Below are 23,999 nucleotides of genomic sequence, written 5' to 3'. Positions count from 1 at the left end.
TCAGGGTAAGTCAGGACTACTGCCAGCCCTTGGGCGTGTGCTCGAGCGACCACACGCCGAGGCGATGCGAGAAGCTGTTCTCCCACTTGGCCTCGAGCTCCTCGGCCGTGAGCTTGTTCTCCGCCGAGCGCAGGCGGTTCATCGCGTGCGTGTGCGTGTCGTCGAGCAGCCACTTGCGGATCGCGAAGTTCCACACCATGACCACGGCGGTGGCGACGAGCTTGCCGACGTTGGTGCGCAGCAGGTACTCCGCGTGCTGCGTGTTGAACGCGTCGTGGTTCATGCCGTACGTGGAGATCCAGATGATCGCGTCGTTCATGAACAGGCCGACCACGGCACCGGCCACGAAGATGACGACCTCCATCCACCGGGCCATGTCCTCGCGGTGCTTGAACACGAACTTCATGCTCGCCAAGTAGTTGAAGATCAGGGAGATGACGAAGGAGATGGTGGCGGCCAGCACGTTGTGCATGTGGAACATGCCAACGAGGATGTTGAGGATGCCCCAGTCGATGATAAAGGCGATGACACCGACGATGCCGAATTTCATAAGCTGCGCGATCAGTTTTCTCACAGTCAGGTATTCAACACCACGCACCTGACCGCTGGCTGTCCGCTCACTGAAGGCTTTCCCGTACCGCCTTGCGGCCACTAGACTGGGAGATGATCACCACTCCATCATTGTTTCCGATAATAATCCGATAAGGAGTGTTCCGATAAGGAGGAATCATGCCCGTCATTCACACCCACGTCTCCGTCAAGACCACGCCCGAGCAGCGCGAGGCCCTGAAGACCGCCTACGGCAAGGCCATCACCGCCGTGCCGGGCAAGTCCGAGGGCTGGCTCATGTGCCCGTTCGAGGATGAGATGCCGATCTACTTCGCCGGTTCCGACGATCAGCCGGCCGCCTACGTCGAGGTGAACGTGTTCGGCCGTTCCGTGCCGGGTTCCGCATGGGAGAAGCTCACCGAGCAGATCATGGCCGCGCTGAACTCCACGCTCGGCATCCCCGAGGACCGCACGTACATCCGCTACACCGCCACCACCGACTGGGGCTGGAACGGAGGCAACTTCTAGTACCCGGCCGAAAGAGCGACCATCTGCGTTACGAGGGGTACTTTTCCGCTGTTGCGGACATCTATCTCGCTTACATGGGGTATGTACCCCATGTATAAAGGCCCGAAAACGGCTTGACCGCATTGCGGCTGAGCCGTTTTCGGGCCTTTGTACTTAGGCTTGGTACCCCTCGTAAGCGAGATAGATGTCCGCAACAGCGGAAATGTACCCCTTGTAAACGAGATACCCCTGAAATGCTCCAGGATCGCCCGAGATCAGACGATCTTCGGCATCGGGGTGGTCAGCGAGGTCGTCAGGTTGACATGGACCAGACCGGCGCCGGCGTGCACCTCGACCTTCTTCAGGGTCACGGTGCGCTCGTCCTCCGGCGCGCGGTCGTTGTCGGTCATCGTGGCCGGCGACTTGACCGCGACCAGCGCAAGGTCGGCCAGCGAGATGCCGGCAGACTCGCACAGCTTCACGGCCTCGTCGCGGGAGGCGATGAACCCGTCCTTGAGCAGCACGCGCTCGGCCGGCACGCCGTAGGCGTTCTCGGCCACCCACTTCACGTTCTCGATGACGGACATGCCCTTGTGGCTGTGCGGCTGGGCCGGCATCGAGCCATGCTCCAGCACGTCGACGAACGCATCGAGCTGCGGGGCGAGCGCCTCGCCGCCGTCGCGGTACAGGTTGCCGATGATCGGGTCGCGGAACTCGAGCTTCGCGGCCGTCTCCTTGAGGGACGGGATCTGATCGTCCTCGCCGTCCCACAGGTTGACGAGCGGGAAGGTCGGAATGTCGAGCTTCTCAAGACGCTCGACGTGGAACGGGTAGCGCCATGCGAGTTCCGGATCGTCACGCCACGTGGAGGCGCGGGTCACGACGACCGCGGCGGACGGCCACTGCGCGCCGAACTCGCGGCAGGCGATGTCGAGCCACTTCTGCGCGCCGGCGTCGGTGCCGTAGCCGGCCTCGACGATGACGACGTCGTGCAGCGCGCACGCCATCTCGACGGAGACGAGCGTCGGGATGCCGATCGACACGTTGGCGAACGGGCCGCCGTGCACGTACACCGGGGAGCCGTTGATGGTCTCGGTCTTGGCCGGCTTGACCGCGTCGGCGAGGATGCCGGTGATGCGCCACAGGTCGACGAACTCGCCGAAGGTGACGGCCTTGCCGTCCTTCGTGCCGGCGATCATCTTCGCCACGCGCTCGGCGATCTCGTCCATCGAACGCGACAGCACGACGATCTGCATGAGCTCGCAGGTCGGGGTGAGCACGACCTTCTCCTTGACGTCGCCCTTGCCGTAGTCGACGGCGATGGAACGCAGGGAGCGGCTCGGCACCTCGGAGACGCGCGGCACGAGGATGTCGTCGAGGCGACCCTCGTCGACGGCCTTCTCGGCGAAGGAGACGAGCAGGTTCTGCGCCGCCTCGATCGCGCCCATCTCTCCACACAGGCCCCAGTCGATGAGCTCGGGGTGGGTCAGGGATGCCTTGCCGCCGCCGGAGGCGCCGCCCTTGGAGCCGGCGGCCGTGATGCCCATGCTCGGCTGGCGCAGCACGGCGGCCGCGTCGATGCCGCGCTTGTTGAGCGCGTCGATCAGGGCGATGGTGGTGGTGGTCTTGCCCTCGCCGCGGCTCGCCTTGAGCGGGGTGTCGGCGGTGACGAGCACGACCTTGCCGTGCTTGCGCGGGGCGTCGGGATTGTTCTTGAGGTAGTCGAGATAGCCGAACGCGTCGATCTTCTCGACCAGGCCGTACTGGCTGGTGAAGTCTTCGATGGTGGTCATGGATAAACCTTTCTCAATATCAACTGGCTCTTCTTGCCGGAGGAACCGGCTCGTGTAACGAGACTGAGGGGTAGTCAAATTATAAGGAGCCGACTACCCCGCAGCCAGTCATCACTGGCAGTGAATCAGAAGTCGGACATGTGGAAGCCGTTCTTCATGGCCATGGACCGCGTGTACAGCACGGAGTCGAGCAGCTTCTCGGTCTCGACCTTGAGCTGGTCGGCCATGGTCTGGTTGGCGGCGGCGAGAATGCCGCGCACCTCCTCATTGCGCACGGCCTCGATGATCTCCTCCGGCTCGAGCGGCTGCACGTCACCATCCACGTTGTCGGCCTCGAACTCGGCCTCGGCGGCGGACTCGGCCTCCTCCTCGGCGGCCGTGAGTCCCAGACGTGCGACCTGTTCGTCGGTGGCGGCGACGAGGCGGTGGCCCAGGGCGCCGGTCTTCTGCTGGTAGCGCTCGACCGCGTTGGACGTGTCGGCGAACGCGCCGTCGCACAGGGCGGCGATCACGCGGTTGGCCCAGTAGAAGTTCTCGGTGGTCACACGCGTGGTGGTGTCGGCGAGGTAGGCCGGCGTCTCATCGACGTTCGGATAGAACGGCACAAGCGTGTTGAACGGGTTGGAGCCGTACGCCATCCACTGGATCGCGCGGTTGGCCTGCGGGCGGTACGGGCGGATCTGCATGACCGCGAGCTGGCTCTGGCGGTTGATGCCGATCGGACGGTACATGTGGCGGGTGTGCTCGTCGCCGAGCTTGCCGTACGGATCGTACGGGGTGCCCTGATAGTGGCCGGAGAGGACGTACTTGATGTCCTCGATGGTCACCTTGCGCTCGGGCTGACGGGCCCACGGGATGTCGTTGTTCTCCGGGGAGTGGTCGGCGTCCGGGCCGTCCCACACCTCGTCGTACGGGTTGAGGAAGCGCTGCATCCACCACGCGCGCGGCGTGTTGTACACGTGGTCGGAGTCGGAGTGGGAGCCGAAGGCGTCGCGCGGGTTGAACGGCGAGGTCGATTCGACGGCGAGGTCGAGGTGATTCTCCTCGATGAACTCGGCGAGATCCTCGGAGCACATGTGGCTCTCCTGATCGCCCAGCGCGTCGTCCAGGTCGAACTCGTCGATGCCGAGCTGGTTCGGCATCGTCACGTACGCCTCGTCCGGCACGCGCTTGGCGATCCAGTGGTGGCCGCCGACGGTCTCGAGCCACCAGATCTCGTCCGCATCGGAGAACGCGACGCCGTTCATCTCGTAGGTGCCGTACTCCTCGAGCAGCGCGCCCAAGCGGGCCACGCCCTCGCGCGCGGTCTTCACGTACGGCAGGACGATGGTGAGGAAGTCCTCCTCGCCGATGCCGCCGGGGACCTCCGGCTCGTAGCCGTCCTCGCCGGGCTTGCCCTTGGCGGGCACGAGTTCGACGAACGGGTCGGCGCCGAGCACGCGCTCGTTGGTGGTGAGCGTCTCGGTGGCGCTCATCGCGACGTTGGCCTCGTTGACGCCGGCTTCGCCCCAGATGCCTTCCTTGCGGTCGGCGTTCGGCACGGACGTGTACTGCAGCGGGTCGTCCGGCAGTTCGATGGTCAGGTGGGAGATGACCGACGTGTACGTGCGCGGCTGCTCCTCGGGCTTGATGACGAGGAACTGCTTGGGGTTGAACTCGCCGTTGGCGGAGTCCTCGTTGCGGGCGATGATGGTCGAGCCGTCGTAGCTCGCGTCCTTGCCGACCAGAATCGTGGTGCAGGCCATGGTTGGATGGGTGTCCTTTCTTGTTGTCCTCTTGTTGTCCTCAATGATGTTTACAGCGATGGATGCTTACAGCGATCGGCGCATCGTCACGCCCTGCCGGTCAGGAAGATGCCGGCCTGATCGGCCTGCTCCCCCGACTCGCGCAGGCGATGCAGCAGCTCGTTCATCCAGAAGCCCTGATTCAAGCCGGGCAGCGGGTTCTTGGTGGCCCAGACATGCAGGTAGTAGTCATGGTCCTTGTCCGGCGGCTGCGGTCCGTTGTAGCGCATGATGACCGCCGGGTCGTTGTCACGGCCGAGGAACTTCGAGGCCGAGGAGTTGCGGCCCTGCACCGCCTCGGGGATCATCGCGGGCATCTGACGGGAGAAGTCCGGCGGGATCGACAGCGCGTGCGAGTCGTTGAAGTCGAACATCAGCGCGTCGATCGGCAGATTCGCGACCGTCCAGTGGATCCATTCGAACCCGCACACCGGAATCGAATCGGGGTCGGTGAACGTCCAGTGCAGGTACTTCGCGTCGGGGTCCACCTCGTCGATGTAGAAGGGGAAGGAGATGACGGGCACGCCGCCCGCGCGGTATTCGGGCGCGGCCGCCTTGGCGAAATCGTCGGGAATGACGGTGAAATCAGCGGAAATCTTCATACGTCCCAGTGTATCGCGCGCCACGTTGCGCGCGTGAAAAACGGATATCGCATCGAAAACGAAAAAGCCCGGCCTGTGCCGATGGGGAGTGCTCATTCCCATCGGCACGGGCCGGGCTGACAGCGGTGATCCGGACGAAGGGGAAACCGGATCACGATTAGTGGTTCATCGCCTGATGGCGCACCGCATTAGGGGGCACTGCACCGTCAGGCGGGAATCGGGCGTGGGATCAGTCGCCCCACGCAGGCTTGTAGAAATCGCCGTTCAGAGCGGCCTCGGCCTTGACCTTGGCCTCCTCGAAGGTGACTTCGGCGAGCTGGGCGCGCACGTCATCCAGCGCCACCGGGGTCATCGACAGGGAGTTGACACCGAGACCGGTCAGCACGACGGCCAGATCCGGATCGGCCGCGGCCTCGCCGCACACGCCGACCGGCATGCCGTGGGCGTTGCCCGCGTCGGCGATCAGCTTGATCGCGCGCAGGACCGCCGGGTGCCATGCGGTCTGGTAGTTGGAGACGGAGCCGAGGATGCGGTCGGCGGCCATCGTGTACTGGGTGAGGTCGTTGGTGCCGATGGAGACGAAGTCGGCGACTTCGGCAACCTTGTCGGCCATCAGGGCGATGGACGGGACCTCGGCCATGACGCCGACCTTCTTGAGGCCGAAGCTCTTGCCGAGCTTGACGAAGTAGGCGGCCTCATGCTCGTCGGCGACCATCGGGGCCATGACCCACAGGTCGGCGTCGGTCTGCGCGTCGGCGGCGGCGAGGGCCTTGAGCTGGCCCTCGAGGACCTCCTTGTGCACGCGCAGCGTACGCAGGCCACGCAGGCCGAGGGCCGGGTTCGGCTCGTCCTCCGGGGTCAGGAACGGCAGCGGCTTGTCGGCGCCGGCGTCCAGCATGCGGATGACGACCTTCTTGCCCGGGAACTGGGCGAGCAGCTCGGTGTAGGCCTTGGTCTGCTCCTCGACGCTCGGCGGCTCGGCGTTGCCGATGAACAGGAACTCGGAGCGGAACAGGCCCACGCCCTCCGCGCCGTACTCGATGGCGGTCTTGCCGTCGGCCGGCTTGCCGAGGTTGGCGAGCAGCGGCACGAGGTGGCCGTCCTTGGTGCCGCCGGCCTGGCCGCGCAGCTCCTTGGCCTTGGCGGCCCTCGCCTTGGCGTGCTCGGCCTCGCTGATCTGCTCCTCGGTCGGCTCGGTGACGACCTCGCCCTTGGCGGCGTTGACGATCACGGTCTCGCCGTTGCGAAGGTCCTCGGCGCCGGCCGCTGAGACGACCGCGACGATGCCGCGGGCACGCGCCAGAATCGCGGTGTGGGAGGTCGGGCCACCCTGCGAGGTGACGATCGCAAGGGTCTTCTCGAGGTCCAGCGAAGAGGTGTCGGCAGGGGAAAGATCGTCGGCGACGAGCACGAACGGCTCATCGGAGTCCGGCACGCCCGGTGCGGGCACGCCGCGCAGCTCGGCGATGACGCGCTGACCGACATCGTGCAGGTCGGCCGCACGCTCGGCCTGGTATCCGCCGATCATCCTGAACATCTCCTCGACCTGGCCGAAGCCCTCCAGCACGGCGCGCTCGCCGGTCTTGCCGCCGTTGACGAGATTCTGGATGGAGGTGGCGAGCGAGGGATCGGAGGCGAACATGGCGATGGCCTCGAGGATCGGAGCGGCCTTCTTGGCGCCTTCATCGCCGTGCTTGGCCTCTTCGGCGCGACGGTTCAGCTCCGCGTTGACGGTGGCCAGAGCCTTGGTGACGCGTTCGTTCTCCACGACGGCGCTGATGGATGCATCGCGACGCACGTCCGCCGGCTCCTCCAGCGGCGGTGCCATGCGGATGACCTTGCCGACGGCGACTCCACGTCCGATTCCGTTTCCGGTGATAACCATGATCGAGCACTCCTTTATGTCTTATGTCCTGTTGCGACCGGTACCGTGCGGTTCTTTCCGCACTGGCCGGTCTTCTGCGGCGCAATGGCGTGTAATCCATTTACCGACAGTGTCAGTATACACAGAAAAAAGATTGAAGCAACACCGGTAATCGTTTTCTGCGTGTCGTGAAAATCTGTGCTATAGTTTCTTTCAGCGCTCAAACCCGTCACCGATTGACGAGCACGCGCGGCATATAACATACAGACATAAAGGAGTGCTCCCTATGGCAACTGCAACCCGTTCCACCGTGATCAACGATCCCGTCGGCATCCACGCCCGTCCGGCCGCCGAATTCGCCCAGGCCGTCACCGCCTCCGGCTGCACGGTCACCATTGCCAAGGAGGGCGGCGCCGCCGTTCCGGCCGGCTCCATCCTGTCCATCATGGGCCTGGGTATCAAGCAGGGCGACACCGTGAACCTGACCGTCGAGGGCGACAACGCCGAGACCGTCGCCGACTCCCTGGTTGCCACCCTGACCAAGGCCGAGTGACCATCCGGCACATCTAGTTCTCGGGGCGCCGCAGCGCATGGCGACGTTCCCGTTCCTTCCCTATTCCACGTGTTCGCCGCCCGCGCGCTATGATGCTGTGCCGGGCGGCGAATTCGTTTTTCACGAGGTTCCACCGGGTTCGCCCAGACCGGCGATACGACGTCGGTCCCATCAACCCAACCCAGCGGTATCCGGCAAGCGAAAGAGCAGCAACATGGCCAATCGGGCATCGAAGTCCCAAGCCTCCATCGTGGAAGTCGCCACACTGGCGGACGTCTCGACCGCCACGGTGTCGCGTGTGCTCTCCGGCAGACGAACCAAGGACGACGAGATCGCCGCCCGCGTGCGCAAGGCCGCCGCCGAACTCAACTACTCCGTCAACTACGCCGCCAGCGCACTGCGCTCCGACGTGACCAACACGATCGGACTGGTCATCCCCACCGCCTCCGACAACTTCTCCGCCGGTCTCCTCGACGCGCTCGAACCGATCGTCGATGACGACAGCCGCCAGCTTCTGCTCGGCATCGGCGCCGACGAGGCCACGCAGATCGACCGCATCGACGCCCTGTGCTCACGCAAGGTGGACGGGCTCATCGCCGTCACCTCCGCCGGCGCCGATCTCTCCCGCGTCTTCGACAAATACGCCGACACGATCCCGATCGTGCAGGTCGGCGGCCGTCAGCGCTCCTTCCGCACCAACATGGTCTCCATCGACGAGAACACCGCGATGGAGGCGATCATCCGGCATCTGGCCGAGCAGGGCGTGCATTCCGTCGCCTACCTAGCCGGCAAGGAGGTCTCGTTCGAGTCCGCCGAGCTGTTCGCGATGTTCCACACGCAGGTGCGCGCCGCAGGGCTCACCACCGACAGCGACTGGAACCGCTTCGGCGATCGCACGGTCTCGCGCGGATTCGACTGCACGATCCGCCTGTTCGGCGAGCGCGGCCACCCCGATGCGGTCGTCTGCGCCGACGACACGATCGCGTTCGGCGTGATGATGGCGCTGCACGCGCTCGGCATGAACGTGCCGGAGGACATCAAGGTCGTCGGCTATAACGACTCGCCCATCGCCTCGGCGTCCCTGCCGACGATGACCTCGGTGCGCCCGCCCTACGCGCAGATCGTCTCCGAGTCTCTCCGCCTCATCGAATCGGGCCCCGGACACCCCGCGCACGTCTCCCTGCCCCCGCAGCTCGTCGTGCGCGTCTCCTCCACCAGGCGGTAGGCACAATCTCGGCTCCCCTTGTCAGGGGAGCTGGCCCGCGAAGCGGGACTGAGGGGTAGTTACGGCGACGACACGCCTTCAGTCCGTTCCGGTAACCGGTGTGGTGGCCGCGGGACGATGCGCGACACGCTCAAGGCCGCTCGGCCAAGCCTACGGTCGCGCATCGCCCCGCGGCCACCACACCTCCTTCTGTGCATATGTTTCCGATTCATTCGTTATCCGTTATTCCTACACACCCGGCCGGGTGCGGGTGGCTACGTCCTGGAAGCGGAAATAGTCGGGGCGATGGCGTGACTGGGTCCATTCGAACTGCACGCCGTGGTCGTCGTAGGTCTGGCCGGTGATGACGGCCAGGCAGTTGTAGCCCTTGAGATCCAAATAGCGTCGGTCCTGGGCGGTGACCTTCTCCACGGTCATCGTACGTTTGCTGGTGGTGATGACGATGCCCAGCTCGCCTTCCAGATAGTCGTAGACCGACGCCCGCGCGATATCCTCGGTCAGCCCCTTGGCGATGTCCGAACGGAAGTAGTTGTGGTCGAGGATGAGCGGTTCTCCGTCGAGCATTCGCAGACGCAGGATGTAGGTCAGCGCAGAGCCCTCCTCGAATCCGGTCCGAGCGGCGAGCTTGGCGTCGGCGATGACGTGACGGAACTCCAACACCTCGGTCGAGGCCACGCGATGGTTGCGCGCGACGGATTCCTTGAACGATTCGATCCCGCCGACAGTGAACGCGGCCTGTTCGACCGGCTGGTAGATGTTGCGCACGCCGCGACCGTGCATCGACTGCACGTACCCGTCCGAGGCCAGTTGGGCGATGGCGCGGCGCACGGTGTTGCGCGAGCAGTCGTACCGCGCGGCCAGCTCGTTCTCACTGGGCAGCAGCGACTGGTAGGCGTACTCCTCCTGTTCGATCCGCTCCTTCAGATCGCGATAGATATCGTCGTACTTCGCCTTCGGCATGCGTCGTTCGCCTCCTCCCAGCATCTTCCGATTCGCTATCACTTGTTTGAACGTCTCTGTCGATTCTAGCGACACGCCGGCCCGCGGCATATCCGACACGCGGGTTGACTTGTTCAAACAAGTTTCTTATACTTGTTCAAACAAGTAAGGGGCGATTCGCGAGAATCACCCCCCGACCCACAACCGACAACGGCAAGCAACGAAGCACCCCGCACTTCACGCGGGGGTCAGGTCAAGGAGAGACATATGGGCAAGTACGAGGGCGACGCCAGGCGCCTGCTCGATCTGGTGGGAGGAACCGCCAACATCAAGGCCGTCACGCACTGCATGACCCGCATGAGGTTCGTGCTCGTCGACCCGAAGCAGACCGACGAACCCGCCATCGAGGAGATCGCCTCGGTCAAGGGCATCTTCACCCAGGCCGGCCAGTTCCAGGTCATCATCGGCAACGACGTGGCCGAGTTCTACAAAGACTTCACCGCCATCTCCGGCATCGAGGGCGTGAGCAAGGACGAAGCCAAGGCCGCCGCCAAGTCGAACCAGAACGTCGCGCAGAAGATCATGGGCACGCTCGGCGAGATCTTCGCCCCGATCATCCCCGCCCTGATCTGCGGCGGTCTGATCCTCGGCTTCCGCAACGTGATCGGCGAGATCAACTTCTTCACCGACTCCGGCGCATTCGATCTTGCGAACGGCACCAAGTCCCTCGCGGACATCTCCCAGTTCTGGGCCGGCACCTACAGCTTCCTGTGGCTCATCGGCGAGGCCGTGTTCCACATGCTCCCGGTCGGCATCTGCTGGTCCATCACCCGCAAGATGGGCACCACGCAGATCCTCGGCATCGTGCTGGGTCTGACGCTCGTCTCCCCGCAGCTGCTCAACGGCTTCTCCGTAGCCTCCACCCCCGCCAAGGACATTCCGGTGTGGGACTTCGGCTTCGCCAAGGTGCAGATGATCGGCTATCAGGGCCAGGTCATCGCCGCGATGATGGCCGCATTCGTGCTCGTCTACCTCGAACGTTTCTTCCGCAAGCACTGCCCCGAGGTCGTCAGCATGATCGTCGTGCCGCTGTGCTCGCTGCTGCCCGCCGTCGTCATCGCGCACACCATCGTCGGCCCGATCGGCTGGAAGATCGGCGACTGGATCGCCTCCGCCGTCTACGCCGGTCTCTTCTCCCCCGTTCGTGTCCTGTTCGCCGCCGTCTTCGGCCTGCTCTACGCGCCCGTCGTCATGACCGGCCTGCACCACATGACCAACGCCATCGACACCCAGCTCGTCACCCAGTACGGCGGCACCGCGCTGTGGCCGATGATCGCCCTGTCCAATATCGCGCAGGGTTCCGCCGTCGTCGGCATGGCCTTCCTGCAGAAGAAGAACGAGCGCGCCCAGCAGGTCAACGTCCCCGCCCTCATCTCCTGCTACCTCGGCGTCACCGAGCCGGCCCTGTTCGGCGTGAACCTGAAGTACCGCTTCCCGCTCATCTGCGGCATGATCGGCTCCGCCTCCGCCGCGATGATCTCCGTCGGACTCGGCGTCGAGGCCACGTCGATCGGCGTCGGTGGCCTGCCGGGCATCCTGTCCATCAAGCCGCAGTTCTGGGGCGTCTTCCTGCTCGCGATGCTCACCGCCGTGGTCGTGCCGTTCGTGCTCACCGTTGCCGTGGGCCGCAGGAAGCTCACCGCCGTCGACCGCTTCGGCAAGGAGCCCGCGGTTGCCGCCGTGGCCGAGCCGGTCGCCGTCTCCGGCACCGCCGTCGCGCCCGTCGCCGCCCCGGCTCCGGCTTCCGAGCCGACCGCCGACCAGAGCGCCGCCCCGACCGAACTCACCGCGATCCTCGACGGCACCGTCATCCCGATCGATCAGGTACCGGACGACGTCTTCTCGAAGAGGATCGTCGGCGACGGCGTGGCCTTCGAACCCACCGGCACCACCGTGCTCGCCCCGGCCGACGCCACCGTCTCCGTCGTCATGGCCGACACCGGCCACGCCTGCGGCCTGAAGCTCGCCAACGGTCTCGAACTGCTCATCCACGTGGGCATCGACACCGTCTCGATGGGCGGCGACGGCTTCCAGCTGCACGTCAAGGCCGGCGATACGGTCCGCCGCGGCGACCCGCTGATCACCTTCGATCCGACTAAGATCAAGGCCGCAGGCCACCCGACCACCACGATGCTCATCGTCACCGGCGAAGGCGGCGCCGAGAACGTGACCATGCACTCCGGATTCACGGCCATCGCCGGCGAAACCCCGGTCATCACCTGGAAGTGAGACACACCATGACGTTCACCACCGATTTCCACAAGGCCACCGTCTACCAGATCTACCCGAAGTCGTTCGCCGACTCGAACGGCGACGGACTGGGCGATCTCAGGGGCGTGATCGGCAAGCTCGACTACATCGCCGACCTCGGCGCGGACTACATCTGGTCGACCCCGTTCTTCGTCTCCCCGCAGAACGACAACGGCTACGACGTCGCCGACTACTACGACGTCGACCCGGCGTACGGCACGATGGCCGACGTCGAGGAGCTCATCGCCGAAGCCGGCGAGCGCGGCATCGGCCTCATGTTCGACATGGTCTTCAACCACGTGTCCACCGAGCACGAGTGGTTCCGCAAGGCGATGGCCGGCGATCCGTACTACAAGCAGTTCTTCTACTTCCGCAAGGGCAAGGGCCCGGGCGTGCCGCCGACGAACTGGGAGAGCAAGTTCGGCGGCTCTGCGTGGGCGTACGTGCCCGAGTTCGACGAATGGTACCTGCACCTGTTCGACCCCACGCAGGCCGACCTCGACTGGGAGAACCCGGACGTGCGCCACGAGATCCAGAAGATCGTGCGATTCTGGATGGGCAAGGGCGTGCGCGGATTCCGTTTCGACGTCATCAACCTGATCAGCAAGGCCGCCTTCGAGGACGATCCGGACGGCGACGGCCGCCGCTTCTACACCGACGGCCCGCGCGTCCACGAATACCTGCGCGATCTCAACGAGGCGACGTTCGGCACCGATCCGGGCATCATCACCGTCGGCGAGATGTCCTCCACGTCGATGGAGCAGTGCTACCGCTATGCCGGAGCCGACACCCACGAACTGAACATGGTGTTCAGCTTCCACCATCTCAAAGTCGACTTCATGGGCAATGAGAAGTGGGTGCTGGTACCGCCGGACTTCGCCAGGCTCAAGCGCATCGTCTTCGACTGGCAGACCAACATGGCCGCGCATAACGCATGGAACGCGGTGTTCTGGTGCAACCACGACCAGCCGCGCGTGGTCTCGCGCTTCGGCGATGAGGGCCGCTATTGGAAGGAGTCGGCCAAGATGCTCGCCACGGTGATGCACTGCCTGCGCGGCACGCCGTACGTCTATCAGGGCGAGGAGCTGGGCATGACGAACGCCGATTACACGTCGATCGGCCAGTTCCTCGATGTGGAGAGTCTCAACCACTACGAGATCCTCCAGCGCAAGGGTCTGAAGGCCGATGACGCGCTGCGCATCATCCAGGTGCACTCGCGCGACAACTCCCGCACGCCGATGCAGTGGGACGACTCGCAGTACGCTGGCTTCATGCCGTCGTCACCGGCTTCGGCCTCGGCTTCGAGCCATGCCGCGGCCGAACCGTGGCTGGCCGTGAACGCGAACCGCGATCACATCAACGCCGCTGCGGAGATCGCCGACCCGGATTCGATCTACCACTACTACCGGCGGCTCATCGCCCTGCGCAAGGAACTGGACGTGATCGCCTTCGGCGACGTCGAACCGCTGGCCGTGGATCACCCGGACGTGTTCGCCTACCGCCGGCGCTGGCAGGGTCACGAGCTGATCATGGTCGCCAACTTCCACGGCCACGACACCGAATGGACCGGCGCCGAAGTCCCCGATCTCGAAGGCTTCGAACGCATCCTCGGCAACTACGCCGACGCCCCGCACGCCAACACCACATCCCCCGTCTCGGGTCTGCGCCCCTACGAGACGTCCGTCTGGTACCGCTGAGTCGGCATCACCCATATCCTCCCGCCACTCGGCGAGCGTCAACCGTTTGCCGTGCACTGAACGGCGCAATCATGCGGGCTTCAACACAGGAACCGTGTGATTGCGCGCTTAATCCCTCACCCATCCCGCCCCAACTTGTCACAACGCGCGCATCACCGCTTGCCGTGCGCGTTGTGACAAAAATCCGTGTCACAACGCGCGAAAAACGCCCCGATTCTCGTCTTGTGACACGGATCCTCGGGCACGAACCCACGAACACAAGAGCCACACAACCACAAAAGCCCGGAATTCCGCCATTCCTGAGATTTTGCGCCAGTCCCAGACGGATTCATTACCCCCGAGATTTGTCACAACACGCGAAAACCCTTCAAATCGTCGCGTTGTGACGATTCACTGATCGGGCGATCCGCTTGATTCCGCCCGGCGCAGGCGCTCCTCGAGGTAATGGATGTAATGGATCTGCTGCTCGATGAGCAGATCACGCGGATCAGAACGAATGACCGCATCTCCGCCGCCAGCACTGTCCGTACCGGAGATCACGCCGCCCGCGCCATCCGACGAATCATGCGACGCCTTACGCGGGCGGCCTGCGGGCAAGGCGGGCACCAGCGCCTCGGCACGCCACCTCGCGAACGCGCGCTCGATACGCTTATAACCGATCAGCTTCGGATCCAACCCCGCCTCGCGAAATAAATCCACCGGATGCTCGCCCGCACGATACCGGCGAACGCAATCCGCGCGAAACCAATCCGCATACACGATCCTCGTCGACGATCCTCGTCGACGAGGATCGTCGACGACGCCCCGGCCACCGCCGGCAACGACCGCAAATACGCCACCAGCTCCCCGGAAAACGTCCGGCATACGTCTCACCGACACCGCGCCAGCGAGACGTGTCCGTCACTACCCGACGCTCGCCTCCCGTCAACACCCAGTTCAGCGAGACGTTTCCGCCGCCATCCGCCCCCCCCGCAGACCGCCGAGACGGACCATAACGGAGAGCACGCACACCGGCGAAACAACCCGAAACCGAAATCGGAATACCGCCGCCGCGGCAATGAAAAAGCCCCTTCACACTTTGGCCGGAACAAGGACGACAACGGAGAGCCCAACGGCTCAACAACGGATCACCACCCACGAAAACAGCAATAACGCCTTAAAAGTGTTCGATCAGCACACTTTTGACAACAACAGACACGCGAACTGCCTCGCCCTCGGCACACCCACAACACCGCGCTCAGTACATCAGCGCGCAGAACAGCGCCTCGAAGACCAGCACGGGGTTGCCGTTGCCCATGAGACGCCTGCGCGCGACCGCAACCTCGTCGAGCCGCTCCACGGCGGCGGCGCGCGGCATGCGCGAGGCCAGTTCCGTGATCGCCGTACGGTTCTCCAGATTGATCAAACCGACCGAGTCCTCCGCACCGTTCTGGATCACGGCCACATCGCGGTAGATCGAGGCGATCGAGTTCAGCGCGCGGTCGAGCACGTCGCGGCTGCGGCGGGTGGCCCGGCGCTTCAGCTCGTCCTTCTTGGAGATCGCATTGTATGCGCCGCGCAGTTTCGGCGGGATGCGGTCATCGGGGCCGAGTCCGTTGATGCGCCGGAAATCGGCCTCCTCGCGTGCGGCCTGACGCGCCGCATCCACCTCGGCTTGCGCCTTGGCGTTCGCGTTGAGCGATCCGGCGAGCAGCACGGCCTGCGACGCCCTGCGCAATCCGAGCACGCCGACGATGAGCTCGTCGCGGTCGGTCATGACCCGCTCGTCGGTGGCGTACAGTTTCGCGATACCGATATGCCCTTCGGAAAGCCGTGCCGCGCGCCGCGCGATCTTCGGCTCCGCGCCGACGCTCTCCTCGAGATATTTCGCGACCGCCGCCGCACCCGGTACGGCGAGGTTCACGATGCGCGTGCGCGAGCGGATGGTCGGCAGCACGTCCTGCGCGCTGGGGGCGCACAGCAGCCAGATGCAGTGCTCGGCCGGCTCCTCGATCTCCTTCAACAGCACGTTGGTGGTGCGTTCGAGCATGCGGTCGACGTCCTCGATGATGATGATCCGCCATGGCGCGGTGCTCGGCATCTGCTCGGACATGCCGATCAGATCGCGCACCTCGTCGATGCCGATCGTCACCTTGTCGGTGGCGAGCACGCTCACATCCGGGTGCGTGCCGGCGAGCACCTGCTGCGTCACCTTGGTCGGCTCGTCGCCCAGACCGTGATCGGGGCTTTCCAGCGCGGCCGCGAACGCGCGCGCCATGTTCGATCGGCCCGATCCGGGAGGGCCACAGATCAGCCACGACTGCGCGATCTGCTTCGGATCGCCGGCCGCGATGGCCTTCAGCTGTTCGACGACCTGCTGCTGCCCGACGAGAGAATCCCACACGCTCATGCCGACTCCCCGCCGTTCGCGCCGTCGCGCCGTTCGCGCAACAGCAGTCCGTCGATATCCGCCCGGATGGACGCCCACACCTCGTCGATGGATCGCGATGCGTCGATCACGCGGAACCGTTCCGGCTCACCGGCGGCCAGATCGAGGAACGCCTGACGCGTGCGATTCTGGAACTCGTTGCCGGCCGATTCCATGCGATCGGCGGTGTGGGTCAGGCGCGAATGCGACAGCGCCGGATCCATGTCGAGCAGGTACGTGCGCACCGGCAGTAGTCCGTTCGTGCCCCACATGCTCAACTCTCGAATTTCAGTGGCCGTCAGCTCGCGCCCACCCGCCTGATAGGCCAGCGACGAGTCAAGATACCGGTCGGTGATCACGACCTCACCGCGATCGAGCGCAGGCCGGATGGTCTCGGCGACGTGCTGCGCGCGGTCGGCGGCGAACAGCAGCGCCTCGGCGCGCGGCGCGATGTCGGCGGATTCCTCATCCACCCCATGCAGCAGCAACCGCCGGATGGCCCGTCCCAATGCGGTGCCACCCGGCTCGCGAGTTGTCACGACGGTGCGACCGCGCGATTCCAGATACGCGCGCAGCCGCTCGACCTGCGTGGTCTTGCCCACGCCGTCGACGCCTTCGAATGAGATGAACAGTCCAGCCATGGTTTCCACCATAACCGTTGCCTGCGATTCCCCGGCACCCACGGACGTCCCGTCGGCCCTTACCTACTTCGCGGCGCGCTTCGGCTTGGCGGCCACCACCGCGGGGCGTTCGTATCCCTCGTTCGCGGTGAGCCAGTCGATGTCGCTTTTCACGGTGGCGGCGGTGGAGCCGATCTTCTCGGCGATGCGCGTGTTGGCCCAGCCCTGATCGGCGAGCTTCCTCACCTCGACGCGGCGTTCGGCGCGCTTGGCCTCGACGGCGCTCACCTTCGGCGCGGCCTTGCCCTTCGCGCCGGAGCCCGATCGACCGCCACGACCACGCTTGGGGGCCGGTCCCATCGCACGCTTCTCGGCGAGGATGCGGTAGGCGTCCGCCGGTTCGATGGTGGCCGGATCGTACTGGCGCGGCAGCGTGCGGTTGGTTTCGCCGTCGGTCAGGTACAGGCCGAATCGGCCCTCCTTGATGACCACCGGCTTGCCGGATTCCGGATCGTTGCCGAGCGAGCGGATCGGCGGCTTGGCGGCGCCGCGACCGCGACCGCGGTACTTCGGCTGCGCGAACAGATCCTTCGCCTGATCGATGGTGACGGTGAAGATCTCGTCCTCGGAGCCGAGCGAACGGGTATCGGTGGAGCCGTCCGCCTTCGTCTTGGTCAGGTACGGGCCGTAACGGCCGTTGTTCGCGATGACGTGCGATTCACTGATCTCACCGGTTTCGGCGTTCGTCTCCTCGTAGGAGCCGACCTCGCGCGGCAGACGCAGCAGTTTCAGCGCGTCATCGAGCGTGATCGACTCGGGACTCATCGTCTTGAACAGGCTTGCCATCTTCGGCTTCGGCGCGGCAGGCTGCTTCTTCGAGCCGCGCTTGGAGCCGGTCTCGGCAGGAGCCGCGGCACCGGCGGCGGCGCCCTCGGCTCCGGCCGGCGGGATCAGCGCCACGTACGGTCCGAAGCGTCCGTTGCGCACCTCGACCGTGCCGCCCGTGACCGGGTCCGTGCCCAGTTCGCGCGGGCCGCCGGAATGGTTGTCGATCAGATCGTGCGCCACGGCGACGGTCAGCTCGTCCGGCGCGATCGTGTCGGGCAGGGAGGCGCGCTTCGGGTTGCCTTCCGCATCGAGGTGCTGCGTGTCCTCCAGATATGGGCCGTAGCGGCCGACGCGCACGTGCAGACCGTCGCCGATCTCGATGGTGTTGATGGCGCGCGCGTCGATGTCGCCGAGCTGCGCGACCTGCTGCTGCAGGCCCTCGTGCGCCTCGTCGGCCGACTGCGCGGCACCGTGCCCGGAACCGAAGTAGAAGCGGGTGAGCCAGTCGCGGCCGGTCTCCTTGCCGTGCGCGATCTGGTCGAGGCCGTTCTCCATGTCGGCGGTGAACTGGTAGTCGACGAGCTTCGGGAAGTTCTTCTCCAGCAGCTTGATCACGGCGAACGCCAGCCACGAGGGGATCAGCGCGCGGCCGCGCTCGTACACGTATCCGCGGTCGATGATCGTGGAGATGATCGACGCGTAGGTCGACGGGCGGCCGATCTCCTTGGCCTCCAGCGTCTTGACGAGCGATGCCTCGGTGTAGCGCGCCGGCGGCTGGGTCTCGTGCCCGTCGGCCTCGACCTCGGATGCGCCGAGCCGCTGGCCCTCGCTCATCGGAGGCAGGGACGCGTTCTCGTCGGCCGACTTCGCCTTGCCGTCATCGTCCTTCGTCTTATCCGTCGAAGTCGCGCGACGCCCCTCGCCGGTCGCCTTCATGAAGCCCGGGAACTCGATCACCGTGCCGGACGCCTGGAACGCGGCCTCGCCGTGATCACCGGCCGGAGCGGTGAGCTTGACGGTCGCGGTCGAACCGGTGGCATCGGCCATCTGCGAGGCGAGCGTGCGCTGCCAGATCAGCGTGTACAGCTTCAGCTGGTCGCTCGGCACCTTCGTGGCCAGTTCGTCCGGATCATGGAAGTGCGCGCCGGCCGGACGGATGCACTCGTGGGCCTCCTGCGCGCCGGCGGTCTTGGTCGCGTACTGCTTGGGCGCGTCGGAGAGGTATCGCTCGCCGAAGTGGGCCGTGACGCTTTCGCGCGCGGCCGCGATGGCCTCCTGCGAGAGCGTCACCGAATCGGTACGCATATACGTGATGTAGCCGTTCTCGTACAGGCCCTGAGCGGCGCGCATCGTGGCGCGCGAGCTCATGCCGAGGCGATTGCCGGCGGTCTGCTGCAGCGTGGACGTGGTGAACGGCGGCAGCGGGCGGCGACGATACGGCTTCGATTCCATCGACGTGACGGTGAACGGCGCGTCGCGCAGTGCCGTGGCGAGCGAGCGAGCGGTCGCCTCGTCGAGCTGACGGACGCCGGCGGACACACTGTCCGCGATGAGTCGGCCGTCATCGCCGAAATCCCTGGATCCGGCCAGACGATGCCCGTCCAGCCCGGTCATGCGCGCCTCGAACGACACGGGCGCGCCCTCCGCACCCGGCGCGGACAGCGTCGCGGTCACATCCCAGTAGGGTGCGCGAACGAACGCCATGCGCTCGCGCTCGCGCTCGACGATCAGACGCGTGGCGACCGACTGCACGCGGCCCGCGGACAGGCCCGGGCCGACCTTGCGCCACAGCACCGGAGACAGCTCGTAGCCGTAGAGGCGATCGAGGATGCGTCGGGTCTCCTGCGCGTCGACCATGTCGGCGTCGACGTCGCGCGTCTGGGTGAGCGACTGGCGGATCGCGTTCTTGGTGATCTCGTGGAAGACCATGCGCTTGACCGGCACCTTGGGCTTCAACGTTTCGACCAGATGCCACGCGATGGCCTCGCCCTCGCGATCCTCATCGGTGGCGAGGTAGAGCTCGTCGGCCTTCTTCAGCGCTGATTTGAGCTCGGAGACCGTCTTCTTCTTGTTCGCGTCGACGATGTAGTAGGGCTTGAAGCCGTCGTCGACATCGACGCCGAACTTGCCGAACTTCGCCTTCTCGTCGGCGGGCACCTGACTCGGCTGCGCGAGATCCCGGATATGACCCACCGACGCCATCACCGTGTATCCGTCTCCCAGATAGCCGCCGATCTTGTGCGCCTTGGTGGGAGACTCCACGATCACCAGCTTGGTGCCATTTGCCATGATCTCTCCTTATTTCTTCTTCCGCTGTGCAGTCATCATACTCACGACGCGTGGCCAGAGGGTTCCCGGCGGCGCTTCGGCGGGGCCGGAGGCGCCCCCACCAGGCCGAGACGGCTCAGCGGCGAGGCGGTGATCTGGCGCATCATCAGCGTGCATCCGAAGACCAGCAGGACGATCGCGACGGCGAGAATCGCGCTGGCCGCCATCGAGCTCGACCGCGCCCACTGCGCGCTCATCGTCAGTCCGGGCACGATCTGCCACACTACGTACGCGCCGTACAACGTCGCCATGATCCCGGCGGTCAGGGACACGCTCGCGACGATCTGCGCGCCTGCGGAGGAGCGGCGCGTGCCCATGCGGTCCATGCCGGACGCGCGCGTGAACGCGAGGATGATCAGGGCGATGCCGCCGACCAGCAGCATGGCCATCGCCGCGTCGGACGGGCGATGCCAGCGTCCGTAGACGACGGACAGGCCGACGAACGCGCTCCACGTCATGCCGACGAGCGAGACGACCCATCGCCATCCGCGCGATACGACGAGCAGCAGCGCGATCGCGGACGCGACGGCGAGCGTGACGTGCCCGGAGGGCGCGGACGGACCGTCGACGATCTCGGTGTGGATGATGAACGGGCGCGGCAGCACGGGCTTCATCAGCGTGGCGGCGAAGCACAGCAGACCGAAGACGACGATCTGCCCCAACAGCCACCAGCGTCTGCGGATGGCGGCGATGACGACGGCGATGACGGCGAGCGCCGTCGAGACGATCACCACGTTCAGGTGCGTGCCGAGCGCAAGCAGACCGCCCAGCCATGCGGGGGCCGTGTCGGCGAAGGCGACTTCGGTCATGTCGTCGAACGCCTGACCGGCCTCGGTGTGCGTGCCGAGCCACCATACGCCGAACGCGGCGGCGATGAACATGAGGCCAAGCAGCACGCACAGCACGCGGCTGGAGGCGCGCGGGCTGCGGGAGAGGGGATCGTTCTCGCCGGATGAGGATGCCTTGGCGCCTGCCGGGGCTCCCATGCCGGCGCCCGCACCGGCGCCCGTGGCCGCGTCCATCACCGCGGTCAGATCCATCGTGTTCGTGCTTTCCACGTCGGCGACGTCGGCCAGCGACGTCGGCCGGTTCGACGACGGATACGCCGGCTTGGACGAGGATCGCACGGGAATGTCCAGCGGTTCGAAGTCGCGTACCAGATCCGAGGATGCACGCGAGGACGTGCCGGAGGGTGATTGCGGCATGAGACGAGGCTCGCGGGGATCACGAATCACGGGACCTGAGGGATCGGAAGGCTTCTGTTCGTCGGTCATGCCATACAGAGTAGCCCACAAGCATAGAAAAACCTCCACGCACCCGTCAGAGGCCGCTTACCCTTGCTGCATTCCTGCCCTGGGGGGATTGGGCGACGTAACGCCGCGTGGAGGCTTTGTCTACTATACACCATGTTCCGACATATCCCGACATATCCCGACATCCTCGCCCTCCCCGACGTCCAGCTTCCTTCCAGACACCTTCATCATTGTGAGGATTTCACGGAAAAAAGCCACCTTGCGCAGCCTGAACAAGCAAAACCTTAGCGGCTTGTTCAAGGCATGTGGTTACGGTGGAGGGTATGGTTTCACACTCTAGTAACGGTCGGAAGCATGCCCGGAGGGCGGCGCAGGGTACGTCGGAGCGCAGATCGACGCGCAATCCGGCGGCCCGTCACTACCGCGGCGGCAACCATCGTGCCAGGGGCGGGAAGGGCCCGAAGGCAAGGGGCCGCAGCCGGCATCTCATCCTCAAGTGGATACTCGGATTGATCGCGCTGTGTCTGGCAGCCGGCATCGGTCTGTTCGCGTACCTGTACGCCACCACGGAGGTCCCCGCGCCGGAGAAGGTCGCGATGGCCTCGAACACCACCGTCTACTTCAGCGACGGCACCACCGAGATGGGCACGTTCTCCGAGCAGAACCGCGAGATCATCGACTGCGCCGTACTCCCCGACTACGTAGGCAATGCGATCGTCGCGTCGGAGAACCGCAGCTTCTATACCGACCGCGGCATCGATCTGCAGGGCATCGCCCGCGCACTGGTGAACAACGTCACCAAGGGCACGCGCCAGGGCGGATCGACGATCACCCAGCAGTATGCGGAACGCTATTACCTCGGCGAAACGACCTCGTACACCGGCAAGCTGCACGAGGCGATCCTCGCGCTGAAGATCGCGCAGAGCCAGGACAAGTCCCAGGTGCTGTGCAACTACATGAACACGATCTATCTGGGTCGCGGCGCGTACGGCATCCAGGCGGCCGCACAGGCGTACTTCAACAAGGACGCCAAGGATCTGACCATCTCGGAGGCGGCGATGATCGCCGGCATCATCCCGGCCCCCTCCACGTGGGATCCGGCGCAGAACCCGAAGATGGCTCAGCAGCGTTTCCACCGCGTGATCTCGATCATGAAGGAGGACGGCTACATCACCGCCAAGGAGGCCGCCGACGCCTCGACGATGCCGGACACCGTCGAGAACACGCAACAGGACATGTACAAGGGGCCGAACGGCTACCTGCTGCAGATGGTGCGCGATGAGCTCGTCAACAGCAAGGCGTTCACGAAGGACGATCTCGACACCGGCGGCTACAGGATCGTCACCACGATCGACAAGTCGAAGCAGGACCTCATGCAGCAGGTCGTCAGCCCCGCCAGCAACGGCATGCAGGGCGTGGTGCCCGAGGGCATGCAGTTCGGCGCGATGAGCGTCAATCCGAAGGACGGTTCGATCATCTCGCTGTACGCGGGCGACGACTACCTCACCAAGCAGCTCAACAACGCCACCCAGGCGCAGTACGAGGTCGGCTCCACGATGAAGGCGTTCGCGCTCATGGGCGCGGTGCAGGACAAGGTCAGCCTCAACACGATCTTCAACGGCAACTCGAAACGCACGTATCCGGGCATCGCGGGCACGGTGAGCAACGTGGGCGGCGCCAACCTTGGGTACATCAACCTGTACAAGGCCACGGCGCAGTCGTCGAACACGGTGTTCATGGATCTGCAGACCAAGCTCGGCACCAAGAAGATCGCCGAACTCGCGCGCGAGGCCGGCGTGCAGAGCACCTCACTGGACGGCTCCGAGCCGTACACGGTGCTCGGCAACAACGCCCTGACCGTCAGGGACATGACGTGGGCGTACTCCACGATCGCCAATCAGGGCAACAAGCCGACGCTGCACATCGTCGCGAGCGTGAAGGACGTGCACAACAAGGATCTCTACCAGGCGCCGACATCCACCACGAAGGTGTTCGAGGCCAACGACGCGAACCTCGTGACCAAGGCCCTAACCGGCGTGGTCCAGTCCGGCACCGCCACCGAGGCGCGTTCGATCGGACACACGATCGCCGGCAAGACCGGAACCTCGAACAACATGTACGCGGCGAGCTTCGTCGGCTACACGCCGTCCGTGGTCTCCACGTTCGCGATGTGGTATCCGGACGCGAACGGCAATCCGCAGGAGATCCCCTCATTCGGCCGTTGGACCGGACACTCCGACTACCCGGTGCACCTGTTCACCCAGTACATGACGCAGGCGCTGGCCGGCACGGCGAACGAGTCCTTCCCGACCGCCAAGGACAACGGCAAGGTCGGTGGCTCCGACGGCACGTGGGGCACCGGTTCGAAGTCGTCGAGCAAGCGGTACTATTCGTTCTCCGGCTCGCAGGACGCCAATACGCAGGATCAGTCCACCGACTCCGCGCAGTCCGGCCAGAGTAGCGAATCCGGCGCGGGTACGGGCGGCACCGGCAGCGGTTCAGGCACGGGCACCGGTTCTACGGGTGAATGCACGACCAATCCGTCCGCAGCGGGCTGCACGTCCTCCGGTTCCGGATCGAACGGCACAGGCAGCGGTTCCAACGATACCGGCGGAACCGGCTCCTCCGGTTCGGGATCGAACGGCACACAGGGCGATGTCCCCGAGAACACCCCCTCTGACCCATCCGCCGGCCCCGAACAGACCCCGGGCGTGATGGAGTAGCTGAAAAAGGAAGGCCT

Annotated in this window: 17 protein-coding genes and 1 other RNA gene; 6 read left to right on the top strand and 12 right to left on the bottom strand. The window is 65.3% G+C overall.

Annotated elements, in window-relative coordinates; all coding sequences use genetic code 11:
- Window positions 1–16 precede the first annotated feature (16 nt).
- Window positions 17–550 carry a GtrA family protein gene (locus BCAL_RS06245; RefSeq protein ID WP_043165587.1) on the bottom strand — a complete coding sequence of 178 codons (534 nt, stop codon included), beginning with the start codon at window positions 548–550 and terminating at the stop codon, window positions 17–19.
- A gap of 179 nt (window positions 551–729) precedes the next feature.
- Here BCAL_RS06245 and BCAL_RS06240 point away from each other — a divergent pair, with 179 nt between their 5' ends.
- The gene (locus BCAL_RS06240; protein WP_043165589.1) at window positions 730–1,077 is read left to right on the top strand and encodes a phenylpyruvate tautomerase MIF-related protein; all 348 of its coding nucleotides are present in this window, start codon (window positions 730–732) and stop codon (window positions 1,075–1,077) included.
- 254 nt (window positions 1,078–1,331) lie between these two features.
- Here the strand turns inward: BCAL_RS06240 and BCAL_RS06235 are convergent, their stop codons facing one another.
- The 4 genes from BCAL_RS06235 to ptsP all read right to left on the bottom strand — a co-directional run bounded on the left by BCAL_RS06235 (window position 1,332) and on the right by ptsP (window position 7,120).
- On the bottom strand, window positions 1,332–2,849 hold the full coding sequence (locus BCAL_RS06235) for a formate--tetrahydrofolate ligase (RefSeq protein WP_043165592.1): 1,518 nt from the start codon (window positions 2,847–2,849) through the stop codon (window positions 1,332–1,334).
- A gap of 125 nt (window positions 2,850–2,974) precedes the next feature.
- Window positions 2,975–4,594 carry a C69 family dipeptidase gene (locus BCAL_RS06230; RefSeq protein ID WP_043165593.1) on the bottom strand — a complete coding sequence of 540 codons (1,620 nt, stop codon included), beginning with the start codon at window positions 4,592–4,594 and terminating at the stop codon, window positions 2,975–2,977.
- Between the two features lie 86 nt (window positions 4,595–4,680).
- A complete protein-coding gene (locus BCAL_RS06225; RefSeq protein WP_043165594.1) occupies window positions 4,681–5,235 on the bottom strand; it encodes a YbhB/YbcL family Raf kinase inhibitor-like protein in 555 nt (184 codons plus the stop codon).
- A gap of 229 nt (window positions 5,236–5,464) precedes the next feature.
- Window positions 5,465–7,120 carry a phosphoenolpyruvate--protein phosphotransferase gene (gene ptsP, locus BCAL_RS06220; protein ID WP_043165595.1) on the bottom strand — a complete coding sequence of 552 codons (1,656 nt, stop codon included), beginning with the start codon at window positions 7,118–7,120 and terminating at the stop codon, window positions 5,465–5,467.
- A gap of 265 nt (window positions 7,121–7,385) precedes the next feature.
- On the opposite strand from ptsP, the gene BCAL_RS06215 reads away from it, so the two are divergent.
- The gene (locus BCAL_RS06215) at window positions 7,386–7,652 is read left to right on the top strand and encodes an HPr family phosphocarrier protein (protein WP_043165596.1); all 267 of its coding nucleotides are present in this window, start codon (window positions 7,386–7,388) and stop codon (window positions 7,650–7,652) included.
- Between the two features lie 214 nt (window positions 7,653–7,866).
- Window positions 7,867–8,877 (top strand): LacI family DNA-binding transcriptional regulator, encoded by a 1,011-nt coding sequence (locus tag BCAL_RS06210; RefSeq protein ID WP_043165597.1) that lies wholly within the window; start codon window positions 7,867–7,869, stop codon window positions 8,875–8,877.
- Between the two features lie 228 nt (window positions 8,878–9,105).
- Here the strand turns inward: BCAL_RS06210 and treR are convergent, their stop codons facing one another.
- Window positions 9,106–9,837 (bottom strand): trehalose operon repressor, encoded by a 732-nt coding sequence (treR, locus tag BCAL_RS06205; RefSeq protein WP_043165599.1) that lies wholly within the window; start codon window positions 9,835–9,837, stop codon window positions 9,106–9,108.
- Window positions 9,838–10,083: 246 nt separating this feature from the next.
- On the opposite strand from treR, the gene treP reads away from it, so the two are divergent.
- Together treP and BCAL_RS06195 are read left to right on the top strand one after the other, a co-directional pair.
- The gene (gene treP / locus BCAL_RS06200; protein WP_043165600.1) at window positions 10,084–12,105 is read left to right on the top strand and encodes a PTS system trehalose-specific EIIBC component; all 2,022 of its coding nucleotides are present in this window, start codon (window positions 10,084–10,086) and stop codon (window positions 12,103–12,105) included.
- Window positions 12,106–12,113: 8 nt separating this feature from the next.
- Window positions 12,114–13,823, top strand: a complete 1,710-nt coding sequence (locus BCAL_RS06195) for an alpha,alpha-phosphotrehalase (protein ID WP_043165603.1) — start codon at window positions 12,114–12,116, stop codon at window positions 13,821–13,823.
- Window positions 13,824–14,213: 390 nt separating this feature from the next.
- On the opposite strand, the gene BCAL_RS13730 is transcribed toward BCAL_RS06195, so the two are convergent.
- The 6 genes from BCAL_RS13730 to ffs form a co-directional block, all read right to left on the bottom strand.
- Window positions 14,214–14,687: a hypothetical protein gene (locus BCAL_RS13730; RefSeq protein ID WP_238549642.1), complete on the bottom strand. Its 474-nt coding sequence runs from the start codon at window positions 14,685–14,687 to the stop codon at window positions 14,214–14,216.
- A gap of 373 nt (window positions 14,688–15,060) precedes the next feature.
- Entirely contained in the window at window positions 15,061–16,212 is a 1,152-nt protein-coding gene (locus tag BCAL_RS06185) for a DNA polymerase III subunit delta' (RefSeq protein WP_043165604.1), read from the bottom strand.
- Window positions 16,209–16,871: a dTMP kinase gene (gene tmk / locus BCAL_RS06180; protein WP_052119108.1), complete on the bottom strand. Its 663-nt coding sequence runs from the start codon at window positions 16,869–16,871 to the stop codon at window positions 16,209–16,211. Before tmk ends, BCAL_RS06185 begins: the two co-directional genes overlap by 4 nt.
- Before the next feature lie 63 nt (window positions 16,872–16,934).
- Window positions 16,935–19,967, bottom strand: a complete 3,033-nt coding sequence (gene topA, locus BCAL_RS06175) for a type I DNA topoisomerase (protein WP_043165606.1) — start codon at window positions 19,965–19,967, stop codon at window positions 16,935–16,937.
- 41 nt (window positions 19,968–20,008) lie between these two features.
- The gene (locus tag BCAL_RS06170) at window positions 20,009–21,211 is read right to left on the bottom strand and encodes a phosphatase PAP2 family protein (protein ID WP_160268284.1); all 1,203 of its coding nucleotides are present in this window, start codon (window positions 21,209–21,211) and stop codon (window positions 20,009–20,011) included.
- A 92-nt stretch (window positions 21,212–21,303) separates the two neighbouring features.
- Window positions 21,304–21,400, bottom strand: an RNA gene (gene ffs / locus BCAL_RS12720) — signal recognition particle sRNA small type.
- Between the two features lie 182 nt (window positions 21,401–21,582).
- Here ffs and BCAL_RS06165 point away from each other — a divergent pair.
- Window positions 21,583–23,982: a transglycosylase domain-containing protein gene (locus tag BCAL_RS06165; RefSeq protein WP_052119109.1), complete on the top strand. Its 2,400-nt coding sequence runs from the start codon at window positions 21,583–21,585 to the stop codon at window positions 23,980–23,982.
- Window positions 23,983–23,999: the final 17 nt, after the last annotated feature.

Origin of the sequence: Bifidobacterium callitrichos DSM 23973, assembly GCF_000741175.1 — a bacterium.
In the GTDB taxonomy this organism is placed as follows: domain Bacteria; phylum Actinomycetota; class Actinomycetes; order Actinomycetales; family Bifidobacteriaceae; genus Bifidobacterium; species Bifidobacterium callitrichos.
Note: the sequence above shows the minus strand (reverse complement) of the source record. Positions and strands in the feature narration are given on the sequence as shown.

Excerpts from the sequence above, each read along its gene's own strand:
- BCAL_RS06245 (WP_043165587.1), bottom strand. The coding sequence starts at position 550 with ATGAAATTCGGCATCGTCGGTGTCATCGCCTTTATCATCGACTGGGGC.
- BCAL_RS06240 (WP_043165589.1), top strand. The coding sequence starts at position 730 with ATGCCCGTCATTCACACCCACGTCTCCGTCAAGACCACGCCCGAGCAG.
- BCAL_RS06235 (WP_043165592.1), bottom strand. The coding sequence starts at position 2,849 with ATGACCACCATCGAAGACTTCACCAGCCAGTACGGCCTGGTCGAGAAG.
- BCAL_RS06230 (WP_043165593.1), bottom strand. The coding sequence starts at position 4,594 with ATGGCCTGCACCACGATTCTGGTCGGCAAGGACGCGAGCTACGACGGC.
- BCAL_RS06225 (WP_043165594.1), bottom strand. The coding sequence starts at position 5,235 with ATGAAGATTTCCGCTGATTTCACCGTCATTCCCGACGATTTCGCCAAG.
- ptsP (WP_043165595.1), bottom strand. The coding sequence starts at position 7,120 with ATGGTTATCACCGGAAACGGAATCGGACGTGGAGTCGCCGTCGGCAAG.
- BCAL_RS06215 (WP_043165596.1), top strand. The coding sequence starts at position 7,386 with ATGGCAACTGCAACCCGTTCCACCGTGATCAACGATCCCGTCGGCATC.
- BCAL_RS06210 (WP_043165597.1), top strand. The coding sequence starts at position 7,867 with ATGGCCAATCGGGCATCGAAGTCCCAAGCCTCCATCGTGGAAGTCGCC.
- treR (WP_043165599.1), bottom strand. The coding sequence starts at position 9,837 with ATGCCGAAGGCGAAGTACGACGATATCTATCGCGATCTGAAGGAGCGG.
- treP (WP_043165600.1), top strand. The coding sequence starts at position 10,084 with ATGGGCAAGTACGAGGGCGACGCCAGGCGCCTGCTCGATCTGGTGGGA.
- BCAL_RS06195 (WP_043165603.1), top strand. The coding sequence starts at position 12,114 with ATGACGTTCACCACCGATTTCCACAAGGCCACCGTCTACCAGATCTAC.
- BCAL_RS13730 (WP_238549642.1), bottom strand. The coding sequence starts at position 14,687 with ATGCCGGACGTTTTCCGGGGAGCTGGTGGCGTATTTGCGGTCGTTGCC.
- BCAL_RS06185 (WP_043165604.1), bottom strand. The coding sequence starts at position 16,212 with ATGAGCGTGTGGGATTCTCTCGTCGGGCAGCAGCAGGTCGTCGAACAG.
- tmk (WP_052119108.1), bottom strand. The coding sequence starts at position 16,871 with ATGGCTGGACTGTTCATCTCATTCGAAGGCGTCGACGGCGTGGGCAAG.
- topA (WP_043165606.1), bottom strand. The coding sequence starts at position 19,967 with ATGGCAAATGGCACCAAGCTGGTGATCGTGGAGTCTCCCACCAAGGCG.
- BCAL_RS06170 (WP_160268284.1), bottom strand. The coding sequence starts at position 21,211 with ATGCCGCAATCACCCTCCGGCACGTCCTCGCGTGCATCCTCGGATCTG.
- BCAL_RS06165 (WP_052119109.1), top strand. The coding sequence starts at position 21,583 with ATGGTTTCACACTCTAGTAACGGTCGGAAGCATGCCCGGAGGGCGGCG.